10 protein-coding genes are annotated in these 12,805 nt (G+C 65.8%); 8 read left to right on the top strand and 2 right to left on the bottom strand.

From position 1 onward, the window contains the following. The first annotated feature begins 5 nt into the window (after nucleotides 1-5). The 6 genes from AC3A6X_RS30660 (at nucleotide 6) to AC3A6X_RS30635 (ending at nucleotide 6,012) form a co-directional block, all read left to right on the top strand. Nucleotides 6-710 carry an NIPSNAP family protein gene (locus tag AC3A6X_RS30660; RefSeq protein WP_487845714.1) on the top strand — a complete coding sequence of 235 codons (705 nt, stop codon included), beginning with the start codon at nucleotides 6-8 and terminating at the stop codon, nucleotides 708-710. After that, nucleotides 707-1,618 carry an NAD(P)-dependent oxidoreductase gene (locus AC3A6X_RS30655; RefSeq protein ID WP_487845713.1) on the top strand — a complete coding sequence of 304 codons (912 nt, stop codon included), beginning with the start codon at nucleotides 707-709 and terminating at the stop codon, nucleotides 1,616-1,618. Before AC3A6X_RS30660 ends, AC3A6X_RS30655 begins: the two co-directional genes overlap by 4 nt. A 15-nt stretch (nucleotides 1,619-1,633) precedes the next feature. Then, a complete protein-coding gene (locus AC3A6X_RS30650) occupies nucleotides 1,634-2,416 on the top strand; it encodes an RraA family protein (RefSeq protein ID WP_487845712.1) in 783 nt (260 codons plus the stop codon). 16 nt (nucleotides 2,417-2,432) lie between these two features. Then, complete coding sequence (locus AC3A6X_RS30645; protein ID WP_487845711.1) at nucleotides 2,433-3,581, top strand: alpha-hydroxy acid oxidase; 1,149 nt, start codon at nucleotides 2,433-2,435, stop codon at nucleotides 3,579-3,581. A 209-nt stretch (nucleotides 3,582-3,790) separates the two neighbouring features. Further along, the gene (locus AC3A6X_RS30640) at nucleotides 3,791-5,116 is read left to right on the top strand and encodes a CaiB/BaiF CoA transferase family protein (protein ID WP_487845710.1); all 1,326 of its coding nucleotides are present in this window, start codon (nucleotides 3,791-3,793) and stop codon (nucleotides 5,114-5,116) included. Between the two features lie 2 nt (nucleotides 5,117-5,118). Continuing rightward, nucleotides 5,119-6,012, top strand: coding sequence for an amidohydrolase family protein (locus AC3A6X_RS30635; RefSeq protein WP_487845709.1), 894 nt, complete (start codon nucleotides 5,119-5,121; stop codon nucleotides 6,010-6,012). 489 nt (nucleotides 6,013-6,501) lie between these two features. On the opposite strand, the gene AC3A6X_RS30630 is transcribed toward AC3A6X_RS30635, so the two are convergent. Both AC3A6X_RS30630 and AC3A6X_RS30625 read right to left on the bottom strand, forming a co-directional pair. Next, nucleotides 6,502-9,801, bottom strand: coding sequence for a hypothetical protein (locus AC3A6X_RS30630; protein WP_487845708.1), 3,300 nt, complete (start codon nucleotides 9,799-9,801; stop codon nucleotides 6,502-6,504). A gap of 171 nt (nucleotides 9,802-9,972) precedes the next feature. Next, nucleotides 9,973-10,194, bottom strand: coding sequence for a hypothetical protein (locus AC3A6X_RS30625; RefSeq protein ID WP_487845707.1), 222 nt, complete (start codon nucleotides 10,192-10,194; stop codon nucleotides 9,973-9,975). Between the two features lie 113 nt (nucleotides 10,195-10,307). Here AC3A6X_RS30625 and istA point away from each other — a divergent pair, with 113 nt between their 5' ends. Together istA and istB are read left to right on the top strand one after the other, a co-directional pair. Continuing rightward, nucleotides 10,308-11,636 carry an IS21 family transposase gene (gene istA / locus AC3A6X_RS30620; RefSeq protein WP_487845706.1) on the top strand — a complete coding sequence of 443 codons (1,329 nt, stop codon included), beginning with the start codon at nucleotides 10,308-10,310 and terminating at the stop codon, nucleotides 11,634-11,636. Continuing rightward, on the top strand, nucleotides 11,636-12,454 hold the full coding sequence (istB, locus tag AC3A6X_RS30615; protein WP_487845705.1) for an IS21-like element helper ATPase IstB: 819 nt from the start codon (nucleotides 11,636-11,638) through the stop codon (nucleotides 12,452-12,454). Before istA ends, istB begins: the two co-directional genes overlap by 1 nt. The last annotated feature ends 351 nt before the right edge of the window (nucleotides 12,455-12,805 follow it).

Below are 12,805 nucleotides of genomic sequence, written 5' to 3'. Positions count from 1 at the left end.
GCCGCATGTTCCACGAGTTGCGGATCTACCAACCTGCGCCGGGCCGGCTCGCCGACCTGGTCGAGCGCATCGGTTCGGACATGGCCCCCTACTTCGAGCGCCATGGCTTTCCACCGAGGCTGGGCCAATGGACGACAGCGGTAGACGCGCCCTCGCCCCGTTTTGCGTGGCTGCTGGCGTGGCCCGATCTCGCCGAGCGCAGCGCGGCATTCGCACGGCTCGACGCCGATGCCGACTGGCAGGCGCTGCGCCGCAAGACCAACGGCCCAGGCGAAATGGTGCAGCGCTACGACCTGCGCTTTCTTGCGCCGGCACGGGCGTGGCTGGCGCAGCTCGAGCGTGATGAACGGATCCGCGCCTGGGGCCTGTGCGAACTGCGCGTCCATCCCGTCGCCGTTGCCAGGACACGTGTGGCGGGCCAGGTCCTCGCCGAAGTCGATCTGCCGGCGCTGGCCGCGTCCGGCACTACCGTGCTGGGCGTGTACGACAACGTTTGCGGAGGCCCGGCGACGCCCGGCATCAGCATGCTGCTCGGCTGGCGCGACGAGGTGCACCGCCGCGCGGCGATGGCAGCGTACGAAGGCAGCGCCGAAGTGCTCGACGCCAGGCGCGCCGAGCGCGCGCGATGGTCGGGCGAACAGGTACTGGGCGAAGCCGACAGCCTGCTGCTGGTCCCAACGCGACATGGCGTTGCCCAGAAGTGGAAATGAAGATGACAAAACCCAAGCTCGGCTTTATCGGCATCGGCCTCATGGGCGAGGCCATGACGCGGCGCCTGCTCGAGCGCGGCTGGACGGTCACGGTGTGGAACCTCGAGCCCGAGCGCCTCGACCTGGTGACGCCCCACGGCGCGGTCGCGGCCCGCTCGCCGGCGGAAGTGGTGGCGGCGTGCGACATCGTGCTGACATGCGTGCTCGACGGCAAGGCCGTGGCGAGCTGCGTGTTCGGCGACGCCGGCATCGCCTCGGCCGCCGAGGCCGGCGGCAAGCTGCTGATCGATCTGTCCACCATCGACCCCGGCCTCACGCGCGATCTGGCATCGCGTGCCGCCACCGAAGCGGGGCTGGCTTGGGTCGACGCACCGGTGTCCGGCGGACCGGCGGCATCGCGCGACGGCTCGCTGACCATCATGGCGGGCGGTGCGCCCGGCGATATGTCTCGGGCCGAAGCCGTGCTCGCGGAACTGGGCAGCAACGTCACGCACATGGGACCGGTGGGCGCCGGCCAGACGGCGAAGATCATCAACCAGGCCATCGTCGGCACCGGCTACGTGCTGATGACCGAAGCAGCGCTGCTCGCGAAAGCGGCCGGCATCGATGCAGCGCGGCTTCCCGAATGCCTCGCCGGCGGCTTTGCCGACAGCGTGCTGCTGCGCAAGCTCTACCCCCGCATCCAGCGTCGCGAATTCGAGCCGCCGCTCGCCTACGCACGCCAGTTGCTGAAGGACCTGCACGCTGTTTCCGCGTTCGCGCGCGAGCACGAATGCGAACTCCCGCTGGTCGAAGCAGCGCGTGCGCGCTACGCCGCCTTCGTCGACGGGGGCCACGCCTTGTCGGACCCGGCTTCTCTCATTCAACTCTATGAATCGCAACACCCTGGTCTCCAACGACCTGACTAAAGAAGGACGCCATCCATGATCGCCGCAACACCAGCCTCCACCGACAGTGGCACTGTCGACTCGTTCCGCCTGAAGAAGTACTACGACCCCTTGCGCGTGGCCGACGTGTGCGACGCGCTCGACGGTATCGGCTACTTCAACGTCGGGCTCGTCACCCCCGAGATCCGCGCGCTGCAGCGCGGCACGCGCTTCTGGGGCGTGGCCTTCACCGTGCGCTGCGTGCCCGCCAACCGCCCTATGTGGCCGCTGCCGACGACGCCCGAGATCGTCGACTCGCACGACATCTGGTTCAAGAAGGTCGGGATCGGCGTATGGCGCTTCTACGACCAGCTCAAGCCCGGCCACGTCGTGGTGACCGACACGGGCGGCGCCCCCCCGGTCGGCCTGTGGGGCTCGGAGAATTCGCTGCGGGCCATCCAGAAGGGGGCCGTGGGCATCGTCACGGACGGCCAGTGCCGCGACAGCGGCGAACTGCTCGACCAGGCTACGCCGATCTGCTCGCGCGGCGTGGCCCGCACCATCATCCCGGGCCGCATCGAGATCATCGAGACTCAGACGCGCATCGGCATGGGCGGCGTGCAGGTTTGCCCGGGCGACATCGTGGGCTGCGACGACGACGGCATCGTCGTGGTGCCGCAGGCGGTGGCCGCCATCGTCGCCACGCATGCCCGCGAGGTGCTGCTGGCCGACATGAGAAAACGCAAGAAGCACTTCGCCGAACTCGGCTACCCGGCGGACGACAGCGTGGATGTCGAGAAGATCGAGAAGTACTACGCGAACCTCGGCGCCGACGCCTGACGAAGCAGTCGCCGCCATGGCCCCGATCACCAGCATCGAGGACCTTCGGGTCCTCGCTAGGAAGCGCGTGCCGCGGATGTTCTACGACTACGCGGATTCCGGCTCCTGGACCGAGAGCACCTACCGCGCCAATGAACGCGACTTCCAGGACATCCTGCTGCGTCAGCGCGTCGCGGTCGACCTCACAGGCCGCAGCACGCGCACGCGCATGCTCGGAAGCGATGTCGCCATGCCGGTGGCGATCGCGCCGACCGGCCTCACCGGAATGCAACACGCCGACGGCGAAATACTCGCCGCCCGTGCGGCGAAGAAGTTCGGCATTCCGTTCACGCTGTCGACCGTCAGCATCTGCTCGATCGAGGACGTGGCCCAGGGCACCGACGGGCATCCGTTCTGGTTCCAGCTGTACGTGATGCGCGACCGCGCCTTCATCGAACGGCTGATCGATCGCGCCAAGGCGGCCGGCTGTTCGGCGCTGGTGCTCACGCTCGATCTGCAGATCAGCGGCCAGCGCCACAAGGACCTGAAGAACGGCTTGTCGGCGCCTCCCAGGCTCAGCCTGCTCAACCTCATGAACATGGCCGGCAAGCCGCGCTGGTGCATGGGCATGCTGGGCACCCGGCGCCACACCTTCGGCAACATCATCGGCCACGTCAAGGGCGTCGAGAACATGACGTCGCTGGCGGAATGGACGGCCCAGCAGTTCGACCCTTCGCTCAGCTGGGACGACGTCGCGTGGATCCGAAAACGCTGGGGTGGCAAGCTCGTGCTCAAGGGCATCCAGGACGTGGAAGATGCGCGTCTGGCAGCCGACGCCGGCGCCGATGCTCTGATCGTGTCGAACCATGGCGGCCGCCAGCTGGATGGCGCGCCGTCTTCGATTCGCGCGCTGCCCGCCATCGTCGACGCGGTGGGCCATCGGACGGAGGTGCACATGGACGGCGGCATCCGCTCGGGCCAGGACGTCCTCAAGGCGATCGCGCTCGGCGCCAAAGGCACGTACATCGGCCGCTCGATGCTCTACGGCCTCGGCGCGATGGGCGAGAACGGCGTGACGCGGGCGCTCGAAATCATCCAGAAGGAACTCGACCTGACGATGGCCTTCTGCGGCCGAACCGATATCCGCGACGTCGACTCGGGCGTGCTGTTGCGCGGCACGTACTGAGCTTGCACGCAATGATTTTTTCTAAGCGGCGCTTCAAATTTATCTCGCTTGTTGCGGCACTTGGCGCTCCATAGACTCGGTTCGGCATGCACATGCGCATGCACGTTCCAGTGCCATCAGCCCGAGACCCACGGAGACACTCTTGACCCTTTGTCGATCTATCCTGCTGCCAATCTCCGTCGACGAACCGCAGCCAACGCCCTGAAGCCATGAACCCGATCCAACCTCTTTCGCATCTCAAGGTCCTCGACGTCAGCCAGATCATGGCGGGCCCCTTCTGCTGCATGTTGCTGGGCGACATGGGCGCCGACGTGATCAAGGTCGAGCCGGCCGGCGTGGGGGACCAGACGCGGCGCGCGATGGGCTTTCGCCTGAAGGGCGAAGACAGCGGCGGCTTCCTGGCGCTCAACCGCAACAAGCGCAGCATCGAGCTGAACCTGAAGAACCCGGCCGGGCTCGAAGCGTTCTACGAGCTGGTGAAGGGCGCGGACGTGCTGGTCGAGAACAACCGCCCCGGCGTGGTCGCGCGCCTGAAGATCGACTACGAGACGCTCCGAAAGATCAACCCGCGGCTCGTCTATGCGAGCATCTCCGGCTTCGGGCAGACCGGGCCCTGGGCCAAGCGCCCCGGCCTGGACCTGATCGCGCAGGCCATGTCCGGCGTCATGAGCGTGATGGGCCACCCTGACCAGCCGCCGGTGAAGGGCAGCGTGCCGATCGCTGACCTGGGAGCCGGGCTGTTCACGGTCTACGGCATCCTGAGTGCCGTGCTGGGCCGCGAGCACACCGGAGAAGGCCAGTTCATCGATGCCTCCTTGTTCGAGACCGCGCTGGGCCTGTCGGTATGGGAATCGGCCGAGTACTGGGGAACGGGCGAGGTTCCCATGCCGATCGGCAGCGCGAACCGCATGAGCGCGCCGTACCAGGCGGTGCGCGCCGCCGACCGCTACTTTGTGATCGGCGCTGCGAACCAGAAACTATGGGCCAGCGTCTGCGCCGTGGTCCAGCGGCCGGACTTGATGAGCGACCCGCGCTTCGCCACCAACGTCGACCGCCTGAAGCACCGCGACGCGTTGATCGATGAGCTCGAGCGCACCTTCGCCACGCGGCCCTCGGACGAATGGGTCGAGGCGCTGATTGCCGCCGGTGTTCCCGCGGCGCCGATCTACAACTATGCCGAGTCGCTGGCAAGCGAACAGGTCGTCGCACGCCAGATGGTGCTGGACATCGACCATCCCGTGGAGGGCACCGTGAAGGCGCTGGGATTTCCGGTCAAGCTCAGCGGCACGCCTCAGCGCGTTCGCCGACCGGCTCCGCTGCTCGGCCAGCACACCGATGAGTTGATGGGCGAGTTCGGCATCAGTGCGGAGGCACTCGCGGCATTGCGCGAGCGCGGCGCCTTCACGCCCGCGTCGAGCAGCGCGCAGATACGGCAGGAGGTTGCGGCCGGCAGGGCGCAGGTGCCAGGAGCGCCGCCCGACCGCCCGAAGGTGCTCGCACCGCAGCGCGCAACGACGCGGGGGTCATCCGCATGATCTTGAACGAGCCATTCATCGATGCGCACCAGCATTTCTGGAACCTTGAGCGCAATCACCATCCCTGGCTGCAGGACGAGCCCGTCTCCTTCCGCTATGGCGACTACAGCGCGCTGAAGCGCAACTACCTGCCCGCCGACTTCGAGGCGGATGCGGCGGGCTGCGTTCCGGCGAAGACCGTTCATATCGAAGCCGAATGGGACCGGGCGACACCGGTGGACGAGACCCGATGGCTGACGCAGCTGGTCAGCGCCACCGGAAGGCCCTCCGCCTGCGTGGCGCATGCTGCGCTGGATCGGGAAGATACCCAGGAAGTGCTGGCTGCGCACGCGCGTTACGCGCTGGTGCGCGGCATCCGCCACAAGCCGGTGACAAGCGCTTCGCGCGACCAGGCGCAACGCGGCCTGCCGGGCTCCATGGACGACGAACGCTGGCGCAGCGGCTTCGCGCTGCTCGCCGGCCACGGCTTCTCGTTCGACTTGCAGGCGCCCTGGTGGAACCTGGATCAGGCGGCCGACCTGGCGCGGGATTTCCCTTCGACCCAGATCATCATCAACCACGCGGGCCTGCCGGCGGACCGCAGCGCCGACGGCCTGTCGGGCTGGCGACGGGCGATGGAGCACGTGGCCCGGGCTTCGAACGTGGCGGTCAAGATCTCCGGCCTCGGGCAGCGCGGCATTTCGTGGACCGTCGAGGCCAACCGACCCATCATCCGCGACACGATCCGGATCTTCGGCGCGGAGCGCTGCATGTTCGCCAGCAACTTTCCGGTCGACAGCCTGGTGGCAAGTTATCAGACCATCGTCGCCACATTCCTCGAGGCGATCGCAGACTTTTCGACGTCCGACCGTCGAAAGCTGCTTCACGACAATGCGGCGCGGATATATCGCATCTGACGACAGGGCATCCAAGCCGGCGTAGCTTGGCCGAAGAGCCAGATGGCCTACTCGTTTTCAGTGCATAGAGATGCTATGTGGGACTACCCGAGGAGGACCCGTTTCCCACCTCTCCGACCAAGCTGCGCCTCCCTCCTTCCACTGACGACGCGCCTCGAACAAAGTCCGCGAAGCCCGCTGCGTTGTCGCGGGCCTGCCCTGCATACGCGATCTAGGGCTGGCGTAGCTACGCTGGATCGCCTCGATGCTAAGGATTCGAACGGATCCCGTCTGTCGTACCCGGCAGGGCTCCGTAAAGGGCAGCCACGGCGCGTGCGTCCCGAGTCGGCGCATGCAGCGGCTGGTAGAGGCGATAAGCCCGACGCGCTCATGAGCTTCACAACGTTGATCCACTGAGTGGCGGCCCACCCCCACGGACCAACCCGAGGCGGCGGCGACAATTGCAGCACCCGTTGGAATCCTGGCTGATGAGGAGCACTGTGTCGGGGATCACAAGTTGACCAGCGCCATGTAGTCGAGCAGCGTGGTGCTGCCGACCGTGGCGAAGGGAAGCAACACAGCCTTCAGCAATGGTTGCTGCCAAAAAGGTGCGAAGGCGCCCTCCTGCAGTTGTTCGATGCGCGACCGCAGCAGTTCGAGCTGCTTCACGGAAGGCACGACCACGTTGGCAACGTGCCGCGTGTTCATCCGCACCAATGCGTCCTGGATCCGCTCCAGCGCATGCTTGCGCGAAGCCTCTGCAGCGGTGCGCAGTGCCACAGCCAGGCCTAGCGCCACGGCCGCACCGATCAGGGCCACCGCCAAGCCCCCCATCGACAGCGTCCAGTGATCGAACACAGTGCTTTTCGACAGCAGCCACAACGAGATCACGATGAACGGGTAGTAGACCAACCCCGTGACTGCGTCGGTGCGCAGCGCAATGAACTTCAGGTCGATCCAGTTGCCGACGTAGCCCTTCGGGAGATCGAGTTCTCGGCGGAACGTGGCGAGGGCGATTTCGGGCCAGTTCGTGCCTTCGACGCCCTTCTCGGTCCTCTCTTCCTTCTCGCGCCGGAGACTGAGCAGGCCGCGCACGAAGCACACGCTGAGAACGGTCGCGTCCACCACGAAGAAGATGAGGAAATAGATCATCAGGAGCGTGGGGATGCGCAAACTGTCGTGCACGATCTCCGAGAGGTCTCCGCGAGCCGGAACGAAGCGGTACTCCCCGATGGCCCAAGCCAGGAAGAGACTGACGAGGGCAGCGATCGCCACGCATGCGGTGGTGCGGACCAGTCGCGCGCTGAGACGGTTTTGCACGATATGCTGGCTCCAGAAATCGATCGCGTCAGGCTGCAATCCCAACTCCGCGACATTCACGTCGGTGTGGATCGCAGCCGAAGCGGAAGCGGAGGTCGGATCGACGATGCCCATCGAGATCATCCGCAGAAAGCGGTCTCGCAAGGGGATGTGCTTGTCGACCTTCTCTTGCGCCTTGGTCATCACCTCACGCGCATCGCCGGTACCGAACTCTCGGCTGATCTCGTTGAGGTTGTGCGAAAGCATCCTCCAACCCCGGACGACCAGATAGCCACATACGACCAGCAGGTAGAGGCGAATCAGTTCCGTAGGCCACAGGCTGATGCCTTCCATGGCCGTCAGCGGCTTGCCCGTCTCGGTGAGCCACCCGGCCAGATCCTCCCATTGGAAGGCCAGCAACAGTGACACGCTCGTTTGGAGCAGCACCATCAGCAGCACTCGATCCCGTGTGCGCAGTCCTGTGCCGGGCTTGCCCGGTGCTCGCGATGGCGGCGTTCCGAATTCCAGGTTCAGGGCGAAGAAAGGGAGCCACATGGCCAGCAGCATGACGCTGAACACCACAAACATGATGGCTGTGCCCGGCGAGGGATAGGGCGGCGAACCTTCCGGGTGGACATCGACGTAGTCGAGCAGCTCTGGGCGGGAGCCGCCGCCCTGGACCGGTGCGGGAAGCACGCCGAGGGCCCTGCCGGAGAAGTCGAAAGCGCCAGTTCGTCCGATCTCAAAGATCCGGGGTTTGTCCAGCCAGCCCTTGACCGCATCCATCGTCGTTGGATTGGCCTTGCCACCCGCTGCGTCGGTGGCGGCCAGGCTAGCGCGCCGCGCGTCGTCCAGGGCCAGGCGGGTCGAGAGAAAGGCCGAGGTCTGGTAGCCGTCGCGAAACGGCGGCGCACCACCCTGCAGCGTGTCGGTCAGGCGCAGGCCGAAGCTCGAGGCGACGATCAGGTTGCGGGTCCAAGCCTGTGCGTGCGGATAAAGGTAGCGCGCATCCATGTCGGTGGTGAAGAAGATGGCGTTCGGGAATTCCGGGCGCAAGGCCTGCAGAATCAGCAGCTTGTCGTGCACGTCGTTGCCAAGCACGCCGATGGCACGGTAGCCCTCGCTGCCGGTGGTGCGGCGCAGGCGCTCTTCCTTCTCGCGCATCTGTACGGCGAGGCGACGCAGGTAGTCGAACTGGCTTTGGCCTTCGGCGATCTCGACGAAGGTTCCGTCCTTGCGACGCTGCGCTTCCTTGTCGCCGGCTTGCTGCTTGGCGCCGCTTGCCGTGGCCGGCGCGCCGTCGCCGCTCGCCGGCAACTGGCCGTCGAGCCCGCGCACGTAGATATAGCGGTCCACGCAGAAGCCGGAGTCTTCATTCTGCGGCATGAACTGCCGCCTTAGGCTGCGCCCATAGAGCGTGTCCCATTCGGCCACCACGGCGATGCGGCTTGGCGAGGACGCATGGGTCTCGCGGCTCTCCGGACAAATTTCGCCGTAAGTCTTCTGGGCTTGCCCGCCTTCCTTCAGCTTTTTTGGCTTCAGGCCCCGAAGCTCGAGTTCGTCGATCAACGCATTGGCGAGCTGCGTGTCGTTGCCGATGGTGCGCACCAGGTTCAGACCCTTGCCTGCCATGTACTTCGACAGGTCTGGCGTGGCCTCGTCGGCGCTCCGGATCCCGAAAAGAACTTTCTCCGGCACAGTCGCGTAGAGCGAATAGAAGTGCATGCGCTTCAGGCTCTGCGGGGCCATGTACGGCTCCTGTTTCGTTGCGTCGACCATGGCGCGGAGCCCGTCGGACTCGAGAGGTCCCAGGACGCGCCATGTCGCACCCTCCGAAAAGGTTTCGACCAGTTGCGACATCTCTGCGAATGGGTTGGTATCGAAGGATTCGCTCGGAAGCCACATCACCAGTACGTGCGACGTCAGGACCTTCTGCAAGGTCCTCGGGCTGGCGTCGAGCATCGGCTCGAACCACTCATATGGAATGGGGAGAGGCGGTCTTTTCGGCGACGCGGGATCCTGCTTCGTCGGTTCCTTAAGCGCCGGCAGGAAGTACCCCAGATGCTGGGTATCCACAGGAGACATGCGGCTCGCATTCAGGGCTGCCAGGACGGCATAGCGAGCGCGCCGGCGGCTCTCCACATTCTCAGAGTAGGGGCCGGCCGGGAGCATGACGACGAGGATCTCAACTTTCTTGTGATCGTCGAGCTTCTGCTCAATCTCGTTCTTGAGTTGCAGAGTGCGGTTGGCATCGAAACTTGCCGCATTCCTCGGATCACGTTTCGCGGCCTCGGCGCGCGCCTTCGCAACGGCGGCGTACGGGTCCTGCCACAGTCGTGCATCGATGTCCTGCAGGTCCTGCTGCTGGCTCAGGCGCACCTCGTTGACCGGTTGCCGCGTCGTCTCGAGCGGCACCTCGCGCACCAGGAAGACGCCCGCGATCACCAAGAGCACGGCCATGACGCCGTTGCCCGACAAGCTGCTTGACGAGGACTTCGACTCCTTGTCCATCGCGCCTCCTCGGCCGGCACACGCGTTGCGCCGTGCAGCATTGCACCATCCGGCGCGCAATGCCGGCAACCTCCATCCAGATGAGATGGCGTTCGGTGCGGTATGCGAGGCGCAGCGCCGGCACAGTCGGGTCGGCGCCTTGCGCGCCCGCTGCTCCCGCGGCGCCTCGCTTCACTTAGCGCTTGACCCTCCAGCCTGGCAACACCGGCTGAAGAAGCCGGCCGCAGCGCAGTAGAGATTGCGGTGATCGACAACGGCGTTGGAGTCGCGCCCGATCAGCAGACCGTGGTGTTTGAAGAATTCCGCCAGGCATAGGGAGATCTGCTGAGCAAGTCTGAAGGTAAAGGGCTGGATCTGACGCTCGCGAAGCGCTGCGTCGAACTGCATGGCCATCCATGCGCTTGACGAGTGCGCCAGGCAAGGGCTCGATATTTGTGTCAGGCGACAGGAGAAACTGACCCCCTGACGACATGAGGAATTGACCCCCCTCATGGCAGGAGGCCAAGATGGAAGGCAACGTGTTCGAGCAAGCTCCACGGTCCGAACGGATCGATTGGAGAGAGGCGATGCAGGCACCGGAGGACGTGGAGGCGATGCTCAAGCTGGCGTCGCTCGGTTGGGGCGCCAAGCGCATCGCCAACGAATTGGGGTGCAGTCGCAACACCGTCCGGCGCTACCTTCGCCAAGGCGGCTGGCAGCCCTACGAATCACCACAACGACCCGGTCGCCTGAGCGCGCATGCCGAGTGGCTCACGATCCAGTTCCGCCAGCACCGCGGCAACTGCGATGTCGTGCGCCAGGAACTGCTGCGCGTGCATGGCATCACGGTGAGCCTTCGCACCGTTGAGCGTGCGGTCGCGCACTTGCGTCGTGAGGTCCAGGCCCAGAGCGTCGCAACAGTGCGCTACGAGACGCCGCCGGGCCGTCAGTTGCAGATCGACTTCGGCACCGTGCGCGTGCCGGTGGCCGACGAGCCGCTGAAGGTGCATCTGTTCGTCGCGACGCTGGGCTACTCCCGCCGCACCTTCGTTGCCATGTTCCTGCATGAGCGCCAGTCGGCGTGGCTGCAGGGCTTGGAAGGCGCCTTCCGGCACTTCGGCGGCACGACGCAGGAGGTGCTCGTGGACAACGCGCGGGCCCTCGTCAACGAGCACGATGTGCAGACCCGCGAGGTCCGCTTCAACGATCGCTTCCATGCCTTCTGCCGGTACTGGAAGGTGACCCCGCGGGCGTGTGCGCCGTACCGGGCCCAGACCAAGGGCAAGGACGAGCGTGGTGTCGGCTACGTCAAGCGCAACGCCATCGCCGGGCATCGATTTGCTTCGACGGAACATCTGCAGGCTCACCTGGCGCGGTGGATGCGGGAGGTGGCTGACGTTCGTGTGCACGGCACGACCGCAGAGCCTCCGATGCAGCGCTTCGAGCGCGATGAGCGCCAGGCGCTGGCACCCCTCGCCGCCCGGGCCCCCTTCCTGCAGGTGCGCGAACTCACCCGGCGGGTGCACAGCGACGCCTGCATCGAGCTGGACACCAACCGCTACAGCGTGCCGTGGAAGCTCATCGGCGAGAACGTGACCGTCGTCGCGGCCGAGCGGCAGGTTCGGGTCCTTTACGCCGGCCAAGAGATCGCCTGCCACGCGCAGAACTCAGGCCGGCGCGTCACCGTGATCGAGCGTGCCCATCTGGCCGGGATCGTCGGCGCGAACGTGGTGGGCGTGAGCTGGCTGACCAGGCCATCCACCGACGCCTCACTTGTTGCGCTGCCCATGGGCATGCCCGCCGAGCTGCTGCGTCCCCTGGCCGAATACGAGAGCGCGCTCGGAGGTCGCTGGTGATGGCCGCCAGCAAGAAGGTCAGGGCCCCGGCACTGGAAGTGTCGGGCGACCTGGAACCGATGCTCACGCGCCTGAAGCTGACCGCCATCCGGGACCAACTCGACACGCTGCTCGATCAAGCCGGGCGTGCCGAACTGAACCTGCGCGAGGCGCTGTCGATGCTGTGCGCAGCCGAGGTCGCGCGCAAGGACGAGCGGCGCATCCAGATGGGCATGTCGATTGCCAAGTTCCCCTTCGTGCGAACCCTGGAGGGCTTCGAGTACGAAGCACAGCCATCGGTGGACCCCAAGCAGATCCGTGAGCTTGCCACTTCGCGCTGGATCGGCAACGGCGACAGCGTGCTGCTCCTCGGGCCGCCCGGCGTGGGCAAGACCCACCTGGCGGTGGCGCTCGGCCGCGAGGCCATCGTGCGTGGCTACTCCACGCTGTTCGTGCCGGCCACCGGGCTGGTGACGCAACTGGCCCGCGCACACGCCGAAGGCAGGCTCGAGGAGAAGCTCGTGCACTTCACCAAGCCCAAGCTGCTCGTCGTCGACGAGTTGGGCTACCTTCCGTTCGAGGCGAACGCCGCGCACCTGTTCTTCCAACTGGTCAGCCGGCGTTACGAACGCGGCTCGATGCTGGTGACCAGCAACCGCTCGGTTGCCGAGTGGGGCGCCGTGTTCGGAGACGCGGTGGTGGCCACCGCCATCCTGGACCGGCTGCTGCACCACAGCCACGTCATCACGATCCGCGGCGACAGCTACCGGCTCAGATCGAAGCGCCGCGCTGGCCTGGTTAACCAGGCCAGCGCGAAAGACGCAGTCACGACAGATTGATCAACCCGGGGGTCAGTTCTTCATGTCGTCAGGGGGTCAGTTCCTGATGTCGCTTGACAATTTGCGTTCACCTGCCAGGCCGCCCCATGGGGGCTGCTTGATCAATCTAGCGATCGCACATGCGCTCTATGCGATGCCGTTCGCCCTTCGGGGGGCTGCCATCATGCAGTGACCAACATCGGCGGCTCGTCGTCGCCGACTTCAAGCGCCAAGGCGATACCTTGGACCCAGGTAGAGCCGCTGCATCCTTGTCGTGATGTTGTCTGGCTGGATCGGGATCTACAAGGGCTTCCCTACAAATGTGGGCGAATTTTTCGCTGTCCCCAAATGCGAGCGATGCTCCGCGTCGAC

The organism is Variovorax sp. Soil_C_12 (genome assembly GCF_057657375.1).
This window is presented reverse-complemented; position numbering and strand designations above follow the sequence as displayed.

What these genes read in the sequence shown, in the direction of transcription:
- AC3A6X_RS30660 (WP_487845714.1), top strand. Translation starts at nt 6, where the DNA reads ATGTTCCACGAGTTGCGGATCTACCAACCTGCGCCGGGCCGGCTCGCC.
- istA (WP_487845706.1), top strand. Translation starts at nt 10,308, where the DNA reads ATGGAAGGCAACGTGTTCGAGCAAGCTCCACGGTCCGAACGGATCGAT.
- AC3A6X_RS30640 (WP_487845710.1), top strand. Translation starts at nt 3,791, where the DNA reads ATGAACCCGATCCAACCTCTTTCGCATCTCAAGGTCCTCGACGTCAGC.
- AC3A6X_RS30650 (WP_487845712.1), top strand. Translation starts at nt 1,634, where the DNA reads ATGATCGCCGCAACACCAGCCTCCACCGACAGTGGCACTGTCGACTCG.
- AC3A6X_RS30655 (WP_487845713.1), top strand. Translation starts at nt 707, where the DNA reads ATGAAGATGACAAAACCCAAGCTCGGCTTTATCGGCATCGGCCTCATG.
- AC3A6X_RS30645 (WP_487845711.1), top strand. Translation starts at nt 2,433, where the DNA reads ATGGCCCCGATCACCAGCATCGAGGACCTTCGGGTCCTCGCTAGGAAG.
- istB (WP_487845705.1), top strand. Translation starts at nt 11,636, where the DNA reads ATGGCCGCCAGCAAGAAGGTCAGGGCCCCGGCACTGGAAGTGTCGGGC.
- AC3A6X_RS30625 (WP_487845707.1), bottom strand. Translation starts at nt 10,194, where the DNA reads ATGGCCATGCAGTTCGACGCAGCGCTTCGCGAGCGTCAGATCCAGCCC.
- AC3A6X_RS30630 (WP_487845708.1), bottom strand. Translation starts at nt 9,801, where the DNA reads ATGGACAAGGAGTCGAAGTCCTCGTCAAGCAGCTTGTCGGGCAACGGC.